Source organism: Pseudomonas gessardii (genome assembly GCF_001983165.1).
Taxonomy (GTDB): domain Bacteria; phylum Pseudomonadota; class Gammaproteobacteria; order Pseudomonadales; family Pseudomonadaceae; genus Aquipseudomonas; species Aquipseudomonas gessardii.
The window spans coordinates 19,111-38,838 of sequence record NZ_MNPU01000024.1 but is presented as its reverse complement, the minus strand read 5'-3'; the positions used below and the strand labels follow the sequence as shown (position 1 = coordinate 38,838).

Sequence of the window (19,728 nt, the reverse complement as noted above, 5' to 3'; positions counted from 1 at the left end):
CCCACTGTGCCTGCGCTGCTGGATTTTTTAAAAGAATAAATATCGATTTATTTAGACGATATAGGAATATTAAAAATCTGTTCACTGGACCGTGAGAAAGAAGAGTTCAGGGAGGGCTGGTGAGGGTTTCGACTTGAAAGCAACAGCACCTTGCCCGGCATTGCGCCGGGCAAGGTTTTTACCGCTGTTGTTACAGGATCGGCAGGGTGTAGCTGACGATCAGACGGTTTTCGTCCTGGTCACGCTGGGTAGTGACCTGGGAACGCAGCGAGGCGTTTTTCCACGCCAGGCCCAGACCCTTGAAGGTGCCTTCCGGGATTACGTAACCGAGGTTGAAGTCACGCTCCCACTCGCCCTTGTCGCCGGTCGAAGTGGCGATGTTGTCACCCTTGAGGTAGACAACAGAGGTGGTCAGGCCTGGCAAACCGATGGTTGCGAAGTCATAAGCGTACTGGGCCAACCAGGTGCGCTCGCCGGCGCGTTGGAACTTGCCGATTTGCGAGTCGGTGATGATGTAAGCCGAAGCGCCATCACCCTGGTTGAGGAACGGGAAGTCGCTGGTGCCATTGACACGCTGGTAGCCGGCGCTGATCGCATGGCCTTGCAGGCTGTACGTGAACTTGGCGCTCCAGGTGCGGTTGTCGACTTCGCCGCCATTCTGGTAGCCCGAGGCACGGTAGCCGGCAATACGACCTTCCTGGCTCGAGTTCTTGCCATCGGAGTCACTGTTGAAGTAACGCAGGTCGGACTTGAGGCTACCCACTGGCAGCGCCCAGTTGTGAGTCAGACCCAGGAAGTGCTGCTTGTAGAAGTCGGACAGGTTGCCGTAGTAGTACTGGGCAGTCAGGTCCTTGGTGATCTTGTAGTCACCACCAGCAAAGTAGAACTCGTTGCTGCGTGCGTTGGCCGTCGCGGTACGGGTTGCGCCGTTGGAGCCAGCGATGGTCAGCGAGTCGTTGTTGGTGGAGTTACGACCTTTGGCGTGTTCCAACTTACCGCCAACCAGGGTCAGGTTGTCGATGTCGTTGGAGGTGATCTGACCGCCTTCAAAGGTCTGTGGCAGCATACGACCGTCGTTGGACGTCACTACCGGCAGTTTCGGCAGCAAGGTACCCAGCTTCAGTTCGGTCTTGGAGATCTTGACCTTGCCGGTCAGGCCCAGGCTGGCGAAGTCGTCTACCGCACGACCGTCGTGGTCGCTAGGGAACACGGTGCCGCCCTTGGAGTTATTGCCGTTGTAGGCAGTGCCTTTACCGGAGTCCAGCTTGACGCCGTACAGGCCGATGGCATCCACACCAAAACCAACGGTGCCTTGGGTATAACCCGAGGTGAAGTTGAAAATGAAGCCCTGGCCCCATTCTTCCTGCTTGGAAGGCTTGGCCGTGCCATCACGGTTGTCGGTGTTGATGTAGAAATTACGTGCAGTAACGCTTGCCTTGCTGTCTTCAACAAAACCAGCGGCGCCAGCTTGCTGGGCCAAAACGCCAGCTGCGACGGCGAACGCCAATGTGGACTTCTTCATGTACCGCTCCTCTGATTTATAATTTTTGTAGTTCTTTGGTCTCGGATCTGACGCCCTCGATCCATAGATGCGCGATTAGCGCCAGATCATGACTGACAAGTCAATCGTAACCTTGTGTGTCTACTACCTTCGTCTAATCGCAGTTGATTTGGTCCCTGCAGGGTAATGAGTTTTTCATACACCCAAAAAGAATTATTTCATCCTTTTTCATACCGTTCAGGAATAACACTTTCCATGGAGCCACCAGCTCGCAGCGGGATATCGCTCCATAAGCTAATTCCTAAAGGGTATTTATTGGCCGTTTTTTAGATCGTTTAGTGTGAGCAAAATCTTGCACACGTCACTCACGATCAAAAAGGCGACGCCATCATGGCCAAACGCGCATCCTCTAGTCAATTTGTTACAGTTTTACTGTCAGTTACACTTTCTTTTGGCGTGCAGGCAGCCAACCTCACCATCGGCTACCAGACCGGCGTCGACCCAAGCAAAGTGCCCCAGGCCGACGGTCTTTACGAGCAAGCCATCGGCGAGAACATCGACTGGCGCCGCTTCAACAGCGGCCCGGACGTGATCAGCGCAATGGCCTCCGGCGATGTGCAGATCGGCAACCTCGGTTCCAGCCCGTTGGCCGCCGCCGCATCCCGCAATCTACCCATCGTAGCGTTCATCGTATCGGCTCAGATCAACAGTTCTGAAGCGTTGGTAGTGCGTAACGACAGCCAAATTGACGCACCCAAGGACCTGATCGGCAAAACCATTGCGACACCTTTTGTCTCCACATCCCACTACAGCCTGCTCGGGGCCTTGAAACACTGGGGCCTGGACACCCGCCAGGTGAAAGTGCTGAACCTGCAGCCGGCACAAATTGCCGCAGCCTGGAAACGCGGGGATATCGACGGGGCTTTTGTCTGGTCGCCTGCCCTGGGGGAAATCCGCAAAACTGGTAAGACGTTGACCGATGCGGCCGAGGTGGGCCAATGGGGCGCGCCGACCTTCGAGGTGTGGGTGGCGCGCAAGGACTTTGCCGAGAAACATCCTGAGGTCGTGGCCAAGTTTGCCAAGGTCACCCTGGATTCGTTTGCCGAGTATGCGGCGCACAAATCCGAGTGGACGGTGGATTCGGTGCCGGTACAGAAGATCGCCCGGTTGACCGGGGCAAACGCTGCGGATATCCCGGAACTGCTGGAGGGCAGCACATTCCCGGATGTCCGGGCGCAGCAAACTGAGGCCTTGCTCAATGGTGGGACGGCCAGGTCCATTGGGGAAACAGCGAAATTTCTCAAGGAACAAGGGAAGGTAGAGACAGTGCTACCAGACTATTCGGCCTATGTGACCGGAAAATTCATCAAGGAATAAACCCGGACAAAAATGTGGGAGCTGGCTTGCCTGCTCCCACACTAGATGTGTGGCGCCTATAGGGTCTTCTCGAAGATCTTTGAATTACGCTGGAAGTTGTACAGCGAAGCCCGCGCCGACGGCAGGCGGTCTACGCTGCTCGGTACAAAGCCGCGCTCGCGGAACCAGTGGGCGGTGCGGGTCGTCAGCACGAACAGGGTCTTCAAGCCTTGGGTGCGGGCGCGGGTTTCGATGCGTTCGAGCAGCTCATCGCCACGCCCGCCATGGCGATATTCCGGGTTGACCGCCAGGCACGCCAGCTCACCCGCGTCCGAATCGGCAATCGGGTACAACGCGGCGCAGGCGATGATCATGCCTTCGCGCTCCACCACGCTGAACTGCTCGATTTCCCGCTCCAGCACTTCCCGCGAGCGACGCACCAGGATCCCCTGCTCTTCCAGCGGGCTGATCAGGTCCAGCAAGCCGCCGACATCCTCAATCGCCGCCTCGCGCACCAGCTCGAACTGTTCCTGGGCCACCAGCGTACCACCGCCGTCCCGGGTAAAGAGTTCGGTCAGCAGTGCACCATCCTCGACATAACTGACGATATGGCTGCGCCCCACGCCCCCACGACAGGCCTCGGCCGCCGCATCCAGCAGTTCGGCCTGGTAGTTGTTGCCCAGGCGTTGCAGGTGCGCCGGCACTTGCTGCGGGCGCAGTTCGCGCACCAGCCGGCCATTTTCGTCGATCAGGCCCAGGTCGGCGCCAAACAGCAGCAGCTTGTCGGCGCCCAGGTCGATGGCGGCGCGGGTGGCCACGTCTTCACAGGCCAGGTTGAAAATTTCCCCGGTCGGCGAATAGCCCAGGGGCGACAGCACCACGATGGAGCGCTCGTCCAGCAGGCGGTTGATGCCCTTGCGGTCGACCCGGCGTACTTCGCCGGTATGGTGGTAGTCGATGCCATCCAGCACGCCGATGGGCCGCGCGGTCACCAGGTTGCCGCTGGCCACCCGCAAGCGCGAGCCCTGCATCGGCGACGATGCCATGTCCATGGACAGCCGCGCTTCGATGGCGATACGCAGGTGGCCGACCGCATCGATCACGCACTCCAGGGTCGCCGCATCGGTAATGCGCATGCCGTCGTGGTAATGCGGGGTCAGGCCGCGAGCGGCGAGGCGGGTTTCGATTTGCGGGCGCGAGCCGTGCACCAGCACCAGGCGCACGCCGAGGCTGTGCAGCAGCACCAGGTCGTGGACGATATTGCCGAAGTTGGGGTGATCCACACCGTCGCCCGGCAACATGACCACAAAGGTGCAGTCACGGTGGGCATTGATGTAGGGCGAAGCGTGACGAAGCCAATTGACGTATTCGGGCATAACACCTGGGCCTGTAATAAAAAGCAGCCAAAAAAGGATGAATCGCTAAACGCACAGCGGGCTGATGGTTATCGTCGGAACAGGCTTGGCGACACGCTCGCTCTCCTTCTATGTACGGGGTGCAATGGGGTTAATTTATGCGGGCTTGAGGCAGTAGTGTTCAATCAATTCCCGCAATAGACGCACTGTAGGCGTCAAGCGTGACATTTCTAGGTACTCGCCCGGTTGATGGGCGCAGGCGATGTCGCCGGGGCCGAGCACCAGGGTTTCGCAACCCAGGCGCTGAAGATAAGGCGCTTCAGTGCCGAACGCTACTGCTTCAGCACGATGGCCGGTCAAACGCTCCGCGACCCGCACCAGCTCGGCGTCTTCGGGCTGCTCGAAGGGTGGCACTTCGGGGAACAGCGGCGCGTAGTCGATCTGCACCTGGTGGCGCTCGGCGATGGGCGTCAATTTCTGGCGAATGGCCTCGCGCAACACCTGGGGGTCCATGCCGGGCAAGGGCCGCAGGTCGAACTCCAGGGAGCACTGGCCGCAAATGCGGTTGGGGTTGTCGCCGCCGTGGATGCAGCCAAAATTCAAGGTCGGCTGGGGCACGCTGAACTGAGGGTTGCGATACTCCCGCTGCCAGGCCAGACGCAGGCCGCGCAGCTCGCCCATGGCGTCATGCATGGCTTCGAGGGCGCTGTGGCCCAGGCTCGGGTCCGACGAATGGCCGCTGCGCCCGAGGATATCGATGCGCTCCATCATCACGCCCTTATGCAGGCGGATCGGCTTGAGGCCCGTGGGCTCGCCAATCACCGCCGCGCGGCCCAGGGGGCGACCGGCCGCCGCCAGGGCGCGGGCGCCGGCCATGGAGCTTTCTTCATCACAGGTGGCGAGGATCAACAGCGGCTGCTTGAACGGTTGGTCCAGCAGCGGCAGCACCGCTTCGATGGCCAGCGCGAAAAAGCCTTTCATGTCGCAGCTACCCAGTCCTACCCAACGGCCATCCACTTCCGTCAACTTCAAAGGATCGGTCTGCCACAGCGCTTCATCGTACGGCACGGTATCACTGTGCCCCGCCAGCACCAGGCCACCGGGGCCGCTGCCGAAGCTGGCCAGCAGGTTGAATTTGCCGGGGCTGACCTGCTGGATATCGCAGGCAAACCCCAGGTCGCCCAGCCAGGTGGCAAGCAAGTCGATCACCGGGCGGTTGGTCTGGTCGAGAGACGCTTGGGTACAACTGACAGAGGGCGCGGCAACCAGGGCGGCAAACTGTTCTTTCATGGACGGTAAAGGCATACGCTGTCTCTCAACTTCCACGGATGAAACCCATCATAGAACCATCTACGCTGCACAATAAACCCGTTGCGGCACGTTGCCCGGCTCAGTCCTGTACACTGCACGACCTTGGCAGCCACCGATTCCCCCGGCTGCACTCCCGATCCTGGATGTTCCGGCCATGCAAAAAGAAACCGAAATCAAGCTGCGCGTCAGCCGCGAGACCCTCGTCGCGCTACGTGAGCACCCGCTCCTGAAAAAACGCAACAAAAGTGGCTGGGAACGCCGTGAGTTGATGAACCAGTACTTCGACACCCCCGAGCGCGACCTGGCCCAGGCCAAGGTTGCCCTGCGCCTGCGCAAGGATGGCGACGAAGTGATCCAGACCCTCAAGACCCGTGGCCACAGCGTTGCCGGCTTGTCGGAGCGCAATGAATACGACTGGAAACTGGCCAAGGCCAAGCTCGACGTGAAGAAACTCGACGGCGAATGCTGGCCCGAGCAACTGGCCGAGTTGGACAAAAAGACCCTCAAGCCGATCTTCACCACCGACTTCGTACGCGAACGTGCCGAGATCGCCTGGGGCCGTGGCAAGGCCAAGGTGGTGATCGAAGCCGCCCTGGACCTGGGCCAGGTGATTGTCGGCAAGCAGAAGGAAGAAATCTGCGAGCTGGAACTGGAACTGCGCGAAGGCGAGCCCGCCGCCCTGCTGGAGCTGGCGGCCGAACTGGCCCAGACCCTGGCGCTGATGCCGTGTGATATCAGCAAGGCCGAGCGCGGCTATCGCCTGTTCGACGCCAACAGCTATTCCCTGAGCCTGCCGGCCCCGCAACTGCAGCCGCAAATGCCCCTGGATGACGCTTTCGCCGCGCTGACCTGGCATCTGCTGGGCAGCAGCCAGCGCCTGGCCGAGCAATATCGTTTCAACGGCCACTGGCGCCTGTTGCAGGACTGGGTAGAAAACCTCGCGCAAATGCGTGCCCTGATCGGCAGCCTCGGCCAGGCCGCGCCACGCCAGTCCACCAGCGAACTGCGCAGCGCCCTCGACGCCCTGCTGGAAGACTGGCGCCCGCTGGTCCAGGCCGGTGAAGACGATGAAGACGTGCGCAAGGCCGCGCCGGAACAGTTCCTCGAAGAATTGACCGACGTGCGCTGGGGCCTGTTCTCACTGAACACTTCACGCTGGCTGCTGGCCCGTACCTGGACCCTGGAGCGCAATGTGCGGGGCAACCGCCAGGGCGCCGCCCAGGTCGCCAACTGGTTGCCACGCCTGCTGGCCGACGAAGCCGTCGCCCTGCGCCTGCCACGCTACCAGCAACAGCCGGAAGACCTGGCCGAGCAACTGCCGCGCATCGAGCGCCTGCAGGCCTGGCTGCACCACGCCCGCCACCTGTTGGAGATCCCGGAGCTGGATCGCTTGTACGGTGAACTGAACAAGTTGGCGGCCCTGGCCAACCAGCCGATCACCGATGAGTCGCTGGATGCGCGGATGCACCAGGTGATTGCGGTGTATCAGAACCGGGCCTGGAAGACTTTGTTGCGCATGTAAGACTGCTATCGCGGGCAAGCCCGCTCCCACATTGGAATGCATTTTCCTGTGGGAGCGGGCTTGCCCGCGATGACACCCGCACCCTCACCGCAACACTGGCAGGCTGGTGGTGGACTTGATCTCCGACAGCGCCACAATCGAATTAACCTCCTGTATCCCCGGCACCATCGACAGCTTCTCGAAGAAAAACCGCTCATATGCCTCGATATCCGAGGTGACAATGCGCAACAGAAAATCCACCGACCCCATCAGCACATAACACTCCAGCACTTGGGGGAAGCCGCGAATCGCCTCGGTGAATTCCGTGAAGTTGGAGCGCCCATGGGCGTTGAGTTTGACCTCGGCAAAGATCTGCGTGTTGAGGCCGATTTTCTTGCGGTCGAGCAATGTCACCTGGGCACGAATCACTCCCTCTTCCTTGAGCCGCTGGATCCGCCGCCAGCAGGGCGACTGCGACAGGCCGACCTGTTCGGCAATCTGCGCGCTGGAGAGCGATGCATCTTCCTGGAGCAACGCCAGAATCCGACGGTCGTAGACATCCAATTCACTGTGCATAAAAATACCTTTAAACCCAACTTCTGCGAATTGCCTTAGTCATTTATAAGGCATATCGCTCAAACATAGATAAAAAATACCCGCCACCCCATGTAAAAATTTCTCCAGTCAATTTTGGAGAACGGCCATGCATTCAGTCCCCGCCAGCCCCGCCACCCGCCTCGATGCCTGGGCCGTCAGCAACAGCCATTGCCAGGCGCGCTATCAGATCCTCGCCGAGGCCGAGCCCGATGTGCTGTGCCGCATCCTCAACTACTTCGCCTTGCAGTGCCTGGTGCCCCAACAAGTGAGCGTGACCCGCGACGATGACCTGCTGAACATCGACGTGGTGATGGATGGCCTGAGCTGGCACCGTGCCCAGGTGATCGGTGAAAAGCTTCGTAACTTGATCAGCGTGTGCTCGCTGGAACTGCAACCCGTTGAATCCACAAGGCTGCAAGCCGTACAGGCGGTGGCGCAGTAAAAGCCGGCAACAACCCTGGGGGCGACAGCGGCCAGGAGCGGACTAGCCTTGGCGCTACTGCTCGAAATCGCCCAGGAAACCGCCATGCCCGCTGTGCCAGAACACCAGGATCGCAGGCTTCGTCTCGACGACCTGCTGCCCGCCCTCACCGCCCACGGCCTGCTCGACCAGGCCCTGGCCGAGCGTTTGCGGCGCACTCCGGCGGGCGGCCTGCACCCGCTGGAGTTTCTCGCCAGCCAGGCCCTGCCCGACCCCGCCCGGCCCGGCCTGTCGCTGTCCCTGGAGCACCTGTCGGAGTGGCTCGCCAATCATGTGGGGCAACCCTATCTACGCATCGACCCGCTGAATATCGATGTGGCGAGCGTGGTGCCGCTGATGTCCCATGCCTTCGCCCAGCGCCACCATATCCTTGCCGTCGCCCTTGATCGCGACAGCGTGACGGTGGCCAGTGCCGAGCCGTACCTGCGCGAGTGGGAAACAGGCCTGGCCCATGTGTTGAAGCGCTCGATCAAGCGCGTGGTGGCCAACCCCCAGGCGATCCGCCGTTGTACCCAGGAGTTCTTCCAGCTGGCCAGGTCGGTCAGCGGGGCCGATCAGGTCAACCCCGCTGCATCCCCTATGGAGACCCTACTCAGCCTCGGCGCCAGCGATCAGGAACCCGATGCCAACGACGCGCACATCGTCAATATTGTCGATTGGCTGCTGCAATTTGCCTTCGGCCAGCGCGCCAGCGATATCCATATCGAGCCTGGCGGCGACCAGGGCCGCGTGCGCTTGCGTATCGATGGGCTGCTGCACGATGTCTATCAGTTCCCGCCCCAGGTCACCACCGCCGTGGTCAGCCGCCTGAAAAGCCTCGGGCGGATGAATGTCGCCGAGAAGCGCAAACCCCAGGATGGCCGGGTCAAGACCAGGACCCCCACGGGTCTCGAAGTGGAACTGCGTCTTTCAACCCTGCCCACGGCCTTCGGCGAGAAACTGGTGATGCGGATTTTCGACCCCCAGGTCCTGCTCCAGGATTTCCAGCAACTGGGCCTTTCAGCCGATGACCTGCAGCGCTGGCAGCAAATGACCGGCCAGGCCAACGGCATCATCCTGGTCACCGGCCCTACCGGGTCGGGCAAGACCAGCACCCTCTATAGCACCCTGCGGCAACTGGCGACCCGCACGGTCAACCTGTGTACGGTGGAAGATCCCATCGAGATGGTGGAGCCGGCCTTCAACCAGATGCAGGTCCAGCACAATATCGACCTGACCTTTGCCAGCGGCATCCGCGCCCTGATGCGCCAGGACCCGGACATCATCATGATCGGCGAGATCCGCGACCTGGAAACCGCCGAAATGGCGATCCAGGCAGCCTTGACCGGCCACCTGGTGCTCTCGACCCTGCACACCAACGACGCCCCCAGCGCAGTCAGCCGCCTGCTGGAACTGGGCATTGCCCATTACCTGATCAAAGCCACCTTGCTTGGGGTCATGGCCCAGCGCCTGGTGCGGCGGTTGTGCCCACAGTGTAAAAGCCCGGTGGCGTTGAACCAGGACGACTGGCACAGCGCCACCCAGTCCTGCATGCCGCCACCCGCCAGCGTCTACCGGGCCAATGGCTGCGCAGAGTGCCGGGACAGTGGCTATCGCGGGCGCGTCGGGGTCTACGAGATCATGCTGATGAATGACGCTGCCAGGGCCCTGGTCAGCGCCGACACCGACCTGCAGGCCTTGCGCCGCGAGGCCCTCAAGGGCGGTATGCACAGCCTGCGCCTGGCGGGTGCGCACAAGGTGGCTGCCGGGCTGACCACCCTCGAAGAAGTGTTGCGGGTCACCCCCGCGAACGAGTAAACCGTTCTTATCTGCGACAAGCCCGTTACAATCGACAGACCTCACGTTAGCCATCACCAGACAAGGAATCGTTATGCAGATCGGAACAGTGCTTCTCCTCTTCGTAGGCTTGGCCATCGCCATCCTGTTCATGGGCTTCAAGGTCGTGCCCCAGGGCTACCAGTGGACGGTGGAGCGCTTCGGCCGCTACACCAATACGCTCAAGCCTGGCCTGAATATCATCATCCCGGTGATGGACCGCATCGGTCGCAAGATCAACGTGATGGAAAGCGTGCTGGATATTCCGCCCCAGGAAGTGATCACCGCCGATAACGCCACGGTGCAGATCGACGCGGTGTGTTTCTTCCAGGTGGTGAACACCGCCCAGGCGGCCTACGAGGTCAACAACCTCGAACATGCGATCCGCAACCTGCTGCAAACCAATATCCGTACGGTGCTCGGCTCCATGGAGCTGGACGCCATGCTCAGCCAGCGCGACGGCATCAACGAAAAGCTGCTGCGCACGGTCGATGAAGCCACCGCGCCGTGGGGCATCAAGATCACCCGTATCGAGATCAAGGACATCAGCCCGCCTGCCGACCTGATGGCGGCCATGTCCGGCCAGATGAAAGCCGAGCGGATCAAGCGTGCCCAGATCCTGGAAGCCGAAGGCCTGCGCGCCTCCGCCATCCTGACCGCCGAAGGCAAGAAGCAGGCGCAGATCCTCGAGGCTGAAGGGGGGCGCCAGGCCGCGTTCCTCGAGTCCGAAGCCCGTGAACGGCAAGCCGAAGCCGAAGCCCGCGCCACCCAAGTGGTCTCGGAAGCGATTGCCACCGGTAATGTGCAGGCCATCAACTACTTTGTCGCGCAAAAATACATCGATGCCCTGGGCAAGCTGGCCTCGGCCAACAACAGCAAAGTGATCCTGATGCCGCTGGAGGCCAGCCAGGTCATCGGCGCAGTGGGCGGCATCGGCGAAATCGTCAAGGCCACCTTCGACAACAAGAAAGCCTGAGGCCCGCGCCATGTGGGAATTTTTGCAACACCTGTCGTTCTGGGATTGGCTGGCGCTGGGCACGGTGCTGTTGATTCTCGAAGTGTTTGGTGCCGGTGGCTATCTGCTGTGGATGGGGATCGCGGCGGCGGCCGTGGGCGTGCTCAAGTTCCTGATCCCGGGGCTTGGGCTGGAGCTGCAACTGCTGCTGTTTGCCGTGCTGTCCATCCTCACGGCGGTGTACTGGTGGAAGCGCCAGCGCAGCAGCGCCAAGGCCAGCGACCAGCCGGGCCTGAATATGCGGGGTTCGGAGCTGGTTGGCCGTACCTTTGTGGTGCACCAGGCAATTATCGATGGCCGGGGCAAGATCAAGGTCGGCGATGGGGTATGGATGGTCACCGGGCCTGATGCGCCTGTGGGGGCTCAAGTGCGGGTGGTTGGCCAGGACGGCGTGATTCTGCGGATCGAAACTGTTTAGGCCGCCACGGAACTAGGCTGGGTTATCGACAATCAAACAGTTCAGTTAACCCAGTCGGAGTCACCCATCATGCGTCTCAAATATGCTGTCGCCACCCTCGCCGTGCTGTCCCTCCCTGTTGGTTCAGCGATGGCCGACAGCTTCTGGCGTAATGTCATCTCGTCGGGCGCCACTACCGGCTCGACCTACCTGACCTTCAAGGACCACAAGCTGGTCGTCGCCGCCCAGGACGACGCTGGCAGCTTCGTCGCCAGCGACGGTGGCATCCGTGGCCCTTACCTGGAAGCCGCCATGCAGAAAGTGCGGGCCGACCACCCAGGCCTGAAGGCCACGGACATGGAACTGGCCAACGCCATCCTGGCGAAAAACGCCATCGCCGCCGAGTAATACCGTTCAGTAAAAATGCCGCTTTTTAAAGCGGCATTTTTTTGCGTTGTTTTCCTACAGGCTGCACTGAAAACTCTATAGACGGTTGCATCGACGTCGCCAACAAACGCCAGAAAAGTCCTGTTCAGACCAGGCACTCCCCGCCGCAAGCTATGGATTCCCTTCTTGGTGAAAGTGAATCAACAACCATGCAAAAGCTGCCTCTGACCCTGCTACTGGCCACGGTCGCAACCACCTCAGCCCAGGCGGAAGGCTGGTACGGTTCGGCAAAATTCAACAGCGCCCGTCAAAACCTCTCCAGCGCACTGCTGACCAGCCCGCGTGTTAACGAACGGGTCGATGCGCCAGACAACACCAAAACATTCACCCCGGCCTTCGCCGTGGGTTATGCCTTTATGGAGGGGTGGCGCCTGGAAGGTGAATACACCATGCCAAGCAACTCGACATTCAAATCCTATTGGGCGCCCTTCAACGCCAACGTCAACAGCCTCGACACCCATAGCCAACGCTTGATGCTCAATGGCTACAAGGATATCCCGCTCAACGATTGGCTTTCGTTTTATGGCATGGCCGGAGTGGGGCTGGCCCGTATCGACTCCGACGGTTACCAGACCAACGAAACCCGGCGCTTTGCCGGCAACCGCCAGCACAACTTTGCCTACAGCGTAGGTCTTGGGCTCGACGCCAAGGTCAGCGAAAAAGTGACCCTGGGCGTCGGCTATCGCTATGTGTCCATGGGTGATGTTGAAACGGGCTACAACACCTTCGCCAATCGTATAAACGCGCGGGATGAGCAGCTCAAAGGCAAGCTCAAGGAACAGAATCTCTTCCTTGAAGCCCGGGTTGCCTTCTAAGCACCATGGCTGACAATTCGTTCACAGGCGACAGGCTATATTCAGTCAGGCCGTGCAACCATACCGGCACTGATCTGCTTCTTTACTTATCGCCTATCTGAAACGGATGCTTTCAACATCATGAGCCAACTGCCTTTCCTGCCGTTTTCAAAACCTAGCATTGATGAAGCCACTATTGCGGCGGTTGGTGATGTGTTGCGTTCCGGCTGGATCACCAGCGGGCCCAAGGTGCAGGCGTTTGAAGCGCAATTGTCGGCCTATTTTGGCGGCCGGCCGGTACGTACCTTCAACTCCGGCACCTGCACCATGGAGATTGCCCTGCGCATCGCCGGTGTCGGGCCAGGGGATGAAGTGATCACCACGCCGATTTCCTGGGTGGCAACGGCCAACGTGATTCTGGAGGTCGGCGCCACGCCCGTGTTTGCCGATATTGACCCGGTGACCCGCAATATAGACCTGGCGCAACTGGAGGCGGCCATTACGCCGCGCACCAAGGCGATCATTCCGGTCTACCTGGCGGGCCTGCCGCTGGACATGCCGATGCTCTACGCGCTGGCCAACAAGTATGGGCTGCGGATCATCGAGGATGCCGCCCAGGCGCTGGGCTCCAGCTGGGATGGCCAGCGTATTGGTGCCACCGGGGATTTTGTCTCGTTCAGTTTCCAGGCCAACAAGAACATTACCTGCTCCGAAGGCGGCTGCCTGGTCTTGAACACCCCAGAAGAAGCACGCCTGGCAGAGAAGTACCGCCTGCAAGGCGTGACCCGCAGCGGGTTCGATGGCCTGGACGTGGATGTACTGGGCGGCAAGTTCAACATGACCGATATCGCCGCCGCCATCGGCCTGGGCCAGTTTGCCCATATCGAGCAGATCACCGCCCATCGGCAAGTGCTGGCCCGGCATTACTTCGAGTGCTTTGGCAACGATTTCGAGCACCTGTACGGCGCGCAACTGCCGCCTGCTGACTTTGAAAACAGCAACTGGCACCTGTTCCAGTTGGTGCTGCCCGAGCGCGCGGACGGCCTGCCGGCCCGTGCCACGTTCATGGAACAGATGCAGGCCCAGGGCGTGGGCATTGGCTATCACTACCCGCCGATCCACCTGCTGAGCCTGTATCGGGCACAGGGGTTCAAGGACGGCATGTTCCCGGTGGCGGAAAGAGTTGGGCGTTTGATTGTGTCGTTGCCGATGTTTACGGCGATGACCAAGGCGGATGTGGAACGGGCTGTGGCGGCGGTGAAGCAGGCGCTCAAGCCTTGACCTTTGCAGGAGCCGGCAAGCCGGCTCCTGCAGCGGGCGGTGTTATTCGTCGGTGGCGGCTTTGTAGCCAGCGGCATCCAGCAGTTTGTCCAGTTCGGCGGTATTGCTTGGCTTGAGTTTGAAGATCCAGGCCTCGTAGGGTTTTTCATTGAGCAACTCAGGGGTGTCGGTCAATTCCTCGTTGACCGCAATCACTTCACCCGACACTGGCGAATAAATATCCGAAGCAGCCTTCACCGACTCTACTACGCCCGCAGCGTCGCCTGCGGCGAACACCTTGCCCACTTCCGCCAAATCAACAAAAACCACATCACCCAACGCTGACTGGGCGTGATCGGAGATCCCGACGGTCACGCTGCCATCCGCTTCCAGGCGTGCCCATTCGTGACTTTCGGCAAAACGCAGTGCGGCAGGGATATCGCTCATAGTCTGTGTCCTCAAAAATAAATGTCAGCGGCCATTGGCCCGCCAGAAAAGGTTAGATCAAGGTTTTGCCATGACGCACGAAGGTCGGCTTGACCACTCGCACCGGGTACCACTTTCCGCGAATCTCGACTTCGGCGCGGTCAGCGGTGGCCATCGGTACACGCGCCAGGGCAATGGATTTACTCAGCGTAGGAGAGAAACTACCACTGGTGATCTCTCCTTCGCCAACATCGGCGATACGAACCACTTGATGAGCGCGTAAAACCCCGCGTTCTTCCAGCACCAAACCCACCAATTTAAGCTGCACCCCGGCCGCCCGCTCGGCTTCCAGGGCGGCGCGCCCGATGAAGTCGCGGCTGGCGGGCTCCCAGGCGATGCTCCAGGCCATATTCGCGGCCAACGGTGACACATTCAGGTGGATATCCTGGCCGTAGAGGTTCATGCCAGCCTCCAGGCGCAGGGTGTCGCGCGCGCCCAGGCCGATGGGCGAGATGCCCGCGCCCACCAGGTCGTTGAAAAACCCCGGGGCCTGGTCGGCAGGCAGGACGATTTCCAAGCCATCTTCGCCAGTATAGCCAGTACGTGCGATAAACCAGTCGCCGTCGGCACGGCCCTCGAAAGGCTTGAGCTGGTGGATCAACACACCGCGAGACTGGGTAACCAGCTCGGCAATTTTGTGCCGGGCGTGGGGGCCCTGGATCGCCAGCATGGCCAGGTCCGGGCGTTCGCGCATCAGTACCGGGTAGTTGCCCAGTTGGGCCTGCATCCAGGCGATATCCTGGTCGCGGGTGGCCGCATTGACCACCAGCCGGTAACCGTCTTCGGCGCGGTAGACAATCATGTCGTCCACCACCCCGCCCTGCTCGTTGAGCATGGCGCTGTACAACGCATGGCCGCAACCATGCAAACGATCGACATCATTGGCCAGCAGGTACTGCAGCCATTCCCTGGCCTGGGGGCCCGAAATATCGATCACGGTCATGTGGGAAACATCAAACACCCCGCAGTCACGACGCACCTGATGGTGCTCCTCGACTTGCGAGCCGTAGTGCAGAGGCATATCCCAACCGCCAAAATCGACCATCTTCGCGCCAAGGGCGAGATGCAGGTCATACAGAGGCGTACGCTGTCCCATGGGTTTCTCCTTCCGGGCGTGGCGAAGGTGCGGACGGTTGCCGTTCGGGCTACACACCTTGAAATACAAGGCCCGCAGCCACAATCAGCAACCCAGCCCGAAAGACGGGCCGCACCGAATGCCGCGCATTGTAGCCTCAAGCCGTAGGACTGGCACCTAACCGATTCGTCGGGCCGAACGTCGGATCAAACCGATGACCGGCAACAGGCCGACCAATACCAGGGTCAGGGCAGGCAAGGAGGCACGCGCCCACTCGCCCTCGCTGGTCATCTCAAAGATGCGTACCGCCAGCGTATCCCAGCCGAACGGGCGCATCAGCAGGGTCGCGGGCATTTCCTTGAGCACATCGACAAACACCAGCAAGGCCGCGCTCAAGGTGCCTGGCAGCAACAGCGGCAGATACACTTTGCAAAACAGTCGTGGCCCACTGACCCCAAGACTGCGCGCTGCTTCCGGCAACGACGGGCGGATGCGCGCCAGGCTGTTTTCCAGCGGGCCATAGGCCACGGCCAGGAAGCGCACCAGATAGGCCATCACCAGGGCCGACAGGCTGCCCAGCAACAAAGGCTTGCCCGCACCGCCCAACCAGCTGGAAACCGGGATCACCAGCTCGCGGTCCAGATAGCTGAACGCCAGCATGATCGACACTGCCAAGACCGACCCCGGCAAGGCGTAGCCCAGGTTGCCCAGGCTGATCCCGGAACGGATGGCCCGGGTCGGCGCCAGGCGGTTGGCGAAGGCCAACAGCAACGCGACGCTGACGGTGATCAACGCGGCCATGCCGCCCAGGTAGAGGGTATGCACAATCAGCCCGGCATAGCGCTCGTCGAGGTCGAAACGCCCGCGCTGCCAGAACCAGGCCAGCAGTTGGATCATCGGGATGACGAAGGCGCAGGCAAACACCAGGGCGCACCAGCCCGTGGCGGCGGCTGCCTTGAAGCCATGCAGGTGATACAGCGCCTTGCCCCGCGGTCGCTCATTGCCCGGGCGGCTGGCCCCCCGGGCCCGGCGTTCGCCGTAGAGCACCAGCATCACCACCAACAGCAGCAGGCTCGCCAGTTGCGCGGCGCTGGACAGGCTGAAAAAGCCATACCAGGTCTTGTAGATGGCGGTAGTAAAGGTATCGAAATTAAACACCGACACCGCGCCGAAATCCGCCAGGGTTTCCATCAACGCCAGGGCCACGCCGGCACCGACAGCCGGGCGCGCCATGGGCAGGGCCACCCGCCAGAAGGCCTGCCAGGGCGATTGACCCAGCACCCGCGCCGCTTCCATCAAGCCCTTGCCCTGGGCCAGGAAGGCGGTACGCGCCAGCAGGTAGACATAGGGATAGAACACCAGCACCAGCACGATGATCACGCCACTGGTCGAACGCACACGCGGCAGGCGCAGGCCCATGCCGAACCATTCGCGCAGCAGGGTTTGTACCGGCCCGGAGAAGTCCAGCAGGCCAACGAAGACAAATGCCAGGACATAGGCCGGGATGGCAAACGGCAGCATCAAGGCCCAATCCAGCCAGCGCCGGCCGGGGAACTCACAGAGGCTGGTCAGCCACGCCAGGCTCACGCCCAGCACCGTGACACCCACCCCGACGCCCAACACCAGGGTCAAGGTGTTGCCCAGCAGACGCGGCATCTGGGTGGCCCACAGGTGCGACCAGATTTGCGTATCGATGCTTTGCCAGGACAGCAGCAGGACGCTCAGCGGCAGCAGCACCAGGGCGGCGACAGTGAAGACCGGCAGGTACCAGCGGCGTTGGGCGGGGTGGGCCAAAAGGAATTCTCAAGCAGTGGATGATTTGGAGGCATGCACAAAACATTGTGGGAGCTGGCTTGCCTGCGATGCAGACACCTCGGTTTATCAGTGATACCGGGGTGATGCTATCGCAGGCAAGCCAGCTCCCACATTAGATTTGTGGAGCCTTACAAATTGTACTCAGTTCCAGCCCGCACGATCCATCAGGCGAATCGCCTCGGCCTGGCGCTTGCCCGCCACTTCCACCGGCAAGGTATCAGCCTTGAACTTGCCCCAGGCAGCCACTTCTTCAGACGGCTGCACCGCCGGGTTGGCCGGGAACTCCTGGTTCACGTCGGCAAAGATCTTCTGCGCCTCAGGCGTGGTCATCCATTCCACCAGGGCCTTGGCGGCTTCCGGGTGCGGCGCGTACTGGGTCAGGCCGATGCCCGAGAGGTTGACGTGTACACCACGGTCACCCTGGTTCGGCCAGAACAGTTTGACGCCCAGGTCCGGCTTTTGCTTATGCAGGCGGCCATAGTAGTAAGTGTTGACGATACCGACATCGCATTGCCCGGCATTGATCGCTTCCAGCACGGCCACGTCATCGGAGAACACGTCGGTGGACAGGTTGTTGACCCACCCCTTGATGATCTCCTCGGTCTTTTGCGCGCCATGGGTCTCGATCAGGGTGGCGGTCAGCGACTGGTTGTAGACCTTCTTCGCCGTACGCAGGCACAGGCGGCCTTCCCATTGTTTGTCGGCCAGGGCTTCGTAGGTGGTCAACTCACCCGGTTTGACGCGAGCGGTGGAGTAGGCAATGGTCCGCGCCCGCAGGCTCAAGCCGGTCCAGGCGTGGCTGGCAGCACGATATTGCGCAGGAATATTGGCGTCGATCACCTTGGAGGTGAACGGTTGCAGAATGCCCATCTGCTCGGCTTGCCAGAGGTTGCCGGCATCGACGGTCAGCAGCAGGTCAGCCGTGGCGTTCTGACCTTCGGCCTTGATGCGCTGCATCAGCGGCGCTTCCTTGTCGGTGATGAACTTCACCTTCACCCCGGTTTTCTGGGTGTAGGCGTCGAAGACCGGCTTGATCAACTCATCGATACGAGAGGAGTAGACCACCACCTCGTCAGCCGCCTGGGCGGTGGTGCTGGCGATCAGGGTGAGTGCCAGGGCAGTCAGGAGGCGCTTGGGTGCCAACATAGGTGCGGTCTCTCGTAGGAAAAGTGAGCGCAAATGATAAGGACTCACATTTAGCATCTCAACCTAACACTGGCCGCAGAAGTTACGAGATGTTGCATGAGCCCCCCTTTAGGGTGCGGCAGATGGCCTCAGGCCTTGGCCAGATCCGGCAAGTCCCCAGTCAAACCCAGCGCCTGTCGCACAAACAGGGCCTTGGCCTCAGGCATCTGGTCGACCATCTTCAGCCCGGCATTGCGCAACCAGCGCAACGGCAACTGATCGGCCTGGAATAGCCGTTCAAAGCCCTCCATCGCCGCCATCAGCGCCAGGTTGTGGGGCATGCGCCGCCGCTCGTAGCGGCTGAGCACCTTCACATCCGCCAAGCGTTCACCGCGTTCAGACGCCTGCAACAGCACCTCGGCCAACACCGCCGCGTCGAGGAAGCCCAGGTTCACGCCCTGCCCCGCCAATGGGTGGATAACGTGGGCGGCATCACCAATCAGCGCCAGGCCCTCGGCGACGTAGCGCTTGGCGTGGCGCTGGCGCAGCGGGACGCACAGGCGTGGGTCGGCACTGACCACGCGGCCCAGCCGGCCTTCAAAGGCGCGCTCCAGTTCACCGCAGAAGCTTGCGTCGTCCAGGGCCATCAGGCGTTCGGACTCGCTCGGCGTGGTCGACCAGACGATCGAGCACCAATCGTCCTGGCCATCGCGCACCAGCGGCAGGAACGCCAGCGGGCCATGGTCGGTGAAACGCTGCCAGGCCGTGCGCTGGTGTGGTTGGCTGCTGCGCACGCTGGTGACGATGGCGTGGTGCAGGTAATCCCATTCACGGGTGGCGGTGCCGGTCAGGCGGCGCACGGCCGAGTTGGCACCGTCGGCGGCGATCACCAGCGGCGCGCGCAGGGTGCGGCCATCGGCCAGGGTCAGCAGCCAGTCATCGCCGGAGCGACGCATCTGCTCCAGGCGCGCATTGGCCAGCAGGCCCAGGTCGCAATCGTGCAGGCGGTCGAGCAGGGCGTCCTGGACCACACGGTTTTCGACAATATGCCCCAGCACCTCGGCATGCACGCTGGCCGCCGAAAAGTGGATCTGCCCGGTGCCGCTGCCATCCCACACCTGCATCTCGCCGTAGGGGCTGGCGCGGCGGCTGGCAATGCCGTCCCACACGCCCAGGCGTTCGAGAATGCGCTGGCTGGCGGCCGACAAGGCGCTCACCCGCGGTTCAAAGGGTGCATCGGCGTCGAACGGCTTGACGCTCATTGGGCTGCCATCGAGCAGCAGCACCTGCAGGCCACTGCCCTGCAACGCCAGCGCCAGGGCGCTTCCGACCATTCCGGCCCCGACAATCAGCACATCTGCGCGCATGTCCATGCTTTATGCCTGTTTCGCTGGCGG

18 protein-coding genes are annotated in these 19,728 nt (G+C 61.4%); 9 read left to right on the top strand and 9 right to left on the bottom strand.

Annotated features, from left to right (window positions below; genetic code table 11):
- Window positions 1-190: 190 nt before the first annotated feature.
- Window positions 191-1,522, bottom strand: a complete 1,332-nt coding sequence (locus BLL38_RS17355) for an OprD family porin (protein WP_076963646.1) — start codon at window positions 1,520-1,522, stop codon at window positions 191-193.
- Window positions 1,523-1,891: 369 nt separating this feature from the next.
- Here BLL38_RS17355 and tauA point away from each other — a divergent pair, with 369 nt between their 5' ends.
- On the top strand, window positions 1,892-2,878 hold the full coding sequence (gene tauA, locus BLL38_RS17350; protein ID WP_076963645.1) for a taurine ABC transporter substrate-binding protein: 987 nt from the start codon (window positions 1,892-1,894) through the stop codon (window positions 2,876-2,878).
- 56 nt (window positions 2,879-2,934) lie between these two features.
- On the opposite strand, the gene argA is transcribed toward tauA, so the two are convergent.
- Both argA and argE read right to left on the bottom strand, forming a co-directional pair.
- On the bottom strand, window positions 2,935-4,233 hold the full coding sequence (gene argA / locus BLL38_RS17345) for an amino-acid N-acetyltransferase (RefSeq protein WP_032858930.1): 1,299 nt from the start codon (window positions 4,231-4,233) through the stop codon (window positions 2,935-2,937).
- A 135-nt stretch (window positions 4,234-4,368) separates the two neighbouring features.
- Window positions 4,369-5,517 (bottom strand): acetylornithine deacetylase, encoded by a 1,149-nt coding sequence (argE, locus tag BLL38_RS17340; RefSeq protein WP_076963644.1) that lies wholly within the window; start codon window positions 5,515-5,517, stop codon window positions 4,369-4,371.
- A gap of 160 nt (window positions 5,518-5,677) precedes the next feature.
- On the opposite strand from argE, the gene BLL38_RS17335 reads away from it, so the two are divergent.
- Window positions 5,678-7,045 (top strand): CYTH domain-containing protein, encoded by a 1,368-nt coding sequence (locus BLL38_RS17335; RefSeq protein ID WP_076963643.1) that lies wholly within the window; start codon window positions 5,678-5,680, stop codon window positions 7,043-7,045.
- Window positions 7,046-7,129: 84 nt separating this feature from the next.
- On the opposite strand, the gene BLL38_RS17330 is transcribed toward BLL38_RS17335, so the two are convergent.
- Window positions 7,130-7,600, bottom strand: coding sequence for an Lrp/AsnC family transcriptional regulator (locus tag BLL38_RS17330; RefSeq protein WP_076963642.1), 471 nt, complete (start codon window positions 7,598-7,600; stop codon window positions 7,130-7,132).
- Window positions 7,601-7,727: 127 nt separating this feature from the next.
- On the opposite strand from BLL38_RS17330, the gene BLL38_RS17325 reads away from it, so the two are divergent.
- The 7 genes from BLL38_RS17325 (at window position 7,728) to BLL38_RS17295 (ending at window position 13,851) form a co-directional block, all read left to right on the top strand.
- Window positions 7,728-8,063 carry a hypothetical protein gene (locus tag BLL38_RS17325; RefSeq protein ID WP_076963641.1) on the top strand — a complete coding sequence of 112 codons (336 nt, stop codon included), beginning with the start codon at window positions 7,728-7,730 and terminating at the stop codon, window positions 8,061-8,063.
- An 84-nt stretch (window positions 8,064-8,147) separates the two neighbouring features.
- Window positions 8,148-9,899 carry a type IV pilus assembly ATPase TfpB gene (gene tfpB / locus BLL38_RS17320; RefSeq protein ID WP_076963676.1) on the top strand — a complete coding sequence of 584 codons (1,752 nt, stop codon included), beginning with the start codon at window positions 8,148-8,150 and terminating at the stop codon, window positions 9,897-9,899.
- A 73-nt stretch (window positions 9,900-9,972) separates the two neighbouring features.
- Window positions 9,973-10,893, top strand: a complete 921-nt coding sequence (locus tag BLL38_RS17315) for an SPFH domain-containing protein (protein ID WP_027608388.1) — start codon at window positions 9,973-9,975, stop codon at window positions 10,891-10,893.
- Between the two features lie 10 nt (window positions 10,894-10,903).
- Complete coding sequence (locus BLL38_RS17310) at window positions 10,904-11,350, top strand: NfeD family protein (RefSeq protein WP_076963640.1); 447 nt, start codon at window positions 10,904-10,906, stop codon at window positions 11,348-11,350.
- Between the two features lie 69 nt (window positions 11,351-11,419).
- A complete protein-coding gene (locus BLL38_RS17305; protein WP_076963639.1) occupies window positions 11,420-11,737 on the top strand; it encodes a DUF2388 domain-containing protein in 318 nt (105 codons plus the stop codon).
- 188 nt (window positions 11,738-11,925) lie between these two features.
- The gene (locus tag BLL38_RS17300; RefSeq protein WP_076963638.1) at window positions 11,926-12,591 is read left to right on the top strand and encodes an outer membrane protein; all 666 of its coding nucleotides are present in this window, start codon (window positions 11,926-11,928) and stop codon (window positions 12,589-12,591) included.
- A gap of 120 nt (window positions 12,592-12,711) precedes the next feature.
- Complete coding sequence (locus BLL38_RS17295; RefSeq protein WP_076963637.1) at window positions 12,712-13,851, top strand: DegT/DnrJ/EryC1/StrS family aminotransferase; 1,140 nt, start codon at window positions 12,712-12,714, stop codon at window positions 13,849-13,851.
- A 42-nt stretch (window positions 13,852-13,893) separates the two neighbouring features.
- Here BLL38_RS17295 and gcvH read toward each other — a convergent pair whose 3' ends face one another.
- From gcvH to BLL38_RS17270, 5 genes are all read right to left on the bottom strand, one after another.
- A complete protein-coding gene (gcvH, locus tag BLL38_RS17290; RefSeq protein ID WP_076963636.1) occupies window positions 13,894-14,277 on the bottom strand; it encodes a glycine cleavage system protein GcvH in 384 nt (127 codons plus the stop codon).
- Window positions 14,278-14,329: 52 nt separating this feature from the next.
- On the bottom strand, window positions 14,330-15,412 hold the full coding sequence (gcvT, locus tag BLL38_RS17285; protein WP_076963635.1) for a glycine cleavage system aminomethyltransferase GcvT: 1,083 nt from the start codon (window positions 15,410-15,412) through the stop codon (window positions 14,330-14,332).
- Between the two features lie 156 nt (window positions 15,413-15,568).
- Window positions 15,569-17,185, bottom strand: coding sequence for an ABC transporter permease (locus BLL38_RS17280; protein WP_076963634.1), 1,617 nt, complete (start codon window positions 17,183-17,185; stop codon window positions 15,569-15,571).
- A 162-nt stretch (window positions 17,186-17,347) separates the two neighbouring features.
- On the bottom strand, window positions 17,348-18,352 hold the full coding sequence (locus tag BLL38_RS17275) for an extracellular solute-binding protein (RefSeq protein ID WP_076963633.1): 1,005 nt from the start codon (window positions 18,350-18,352) through the stop codon (window positions 17,348-17,350).
- A gap of 128 nt (window positions 18,353-18,480) precedes the next feature.
- A complete protein-coding gene (locus BLL38_RS17270) occupies window positions 18,481-19,698 on the bottom strand; it encodes a 2-octaprenyl-3-methyl-6-methoxy-1,4-benzoquinol hydroxylase (RefSeq protein WP_169897595.1) in 1,218 nt (405 codons plus the stop codon).
- Between the last annotated feature and the right edge of the window lie 30 nt (window positions 19,699-19,728).

Coding starts and splice junctions, on each gene's coding strand:
- BLL38_RS17330 (WP_076963642.1), bottom strand. CDS start 7,600: ATGCACAGTGAATTGGATGTCTACGACCGTCGGATTCTGGCGTTGCTC.
- BLL38_RS17355 (WP_076963646.1), bottom strand. CDS start 1,522: ATGAAGAAGTCCACATTGGCGTTCGCCGTCGCAGCTGGCGTTTTGGCC.
- gcvH (WP_076963636.1), bottom strand. CDS start 14,277: ATGAGCGATATCCCTGCCGCACTGCGTTTTGCCGAAAGTCACGAATGG.
- BLL38_RS17325 (WP_076963641.1), top strand. CDS start 7,728: ATGCATTCAGTCCCCGCCAGCCCCGCCACCCGCCTCGATGCCTGGGCC.
- gcvT (WP_076963635.1), bottom strand. CDS start 15,412: ATGGGACAGCGTACGCCTCTGTATGACCTGCATCTCGCCCTTGGCGCG.
- argA (WP_032858930.1), bottom strand. CDS start 4,233: ATGCCCGAATACGTCAATTGGCTTCGTCACGCTTCGCCCTACATCAAT.
- BLL38_RS17335 (WP_076963643.1), top strand. CDS start 5,678: ATGCAAAAAGAAACCGAAATCAAGCTGCGCGTCAGCCGCGAGACCCTC.
- BLL38_RS17300 (WP_076963638.1), top strand. CDS start 11,926: ATGCAAAAGCTGCCTCTGACCCTGCTACTGGCCACGGTCGCAACCACC.
- BLL38_RS17270 (WP_169897595.1), bottom strand. CDS start 19,698: ATGCGCGCAGATGTGCTGATTGTCGGGGCCGGAATGGTCGGAAGCGCC.
- BLL38_RS17275 (WP_076963633.1), bottom strand. CDS start 18,352: ATGTTGGCACCCAAGCGCCTCCTGACTGCCCTGGCACTCACCCTGATC.
- BLL38_RS17295 (WP_076963637.1), top strand. CDS start 12,712: ATGAGCCAACTGCCTTTCCTGCCGTTTTCAAAACCTAGCATTGATGAA.
- argE (WP_076963644.1), bottom strand. CDS start 5,517: ATGCCTTTACCGTCCATGAAAGAACAGTTTGCCGCCCTGGTTGCCGCG.
- BLL38_RS17315 (WP_027608388.1), top strand. CDS start 9,973: ATGCAGATCGGAACAGTGCTTCTCCTCTTCGTAGGCTTGGCCATCGCC.
- tauA (WP_076963645.1), top strand. CDS start 1,892: ATGGCCAAACGCGCATCCTCTAGTCAATTTGTTACAGTTTTACTGTCA.
- BLL38_RS17305 (WP_076963639.1), top strand. CDS start 11,420: ATGCGTCTCAAATATGCTGTCGCCACCCTCGCCGTGCTGTCCCTCCCT.
- BLL38_RS17310 (WP_076963640.1), top strand. CDS start 10,904: ATGTGGGAATTTTTGCAACACCTGTCGTTCTGGGATTGGCTGGCGCTG.
- tfpB (WP_076963676.1), top strand. CDS start 8,148: ATGCCCGCTGTGCCAGAACACCAGGATCGCAGGCTTCGTCTCGACGAC.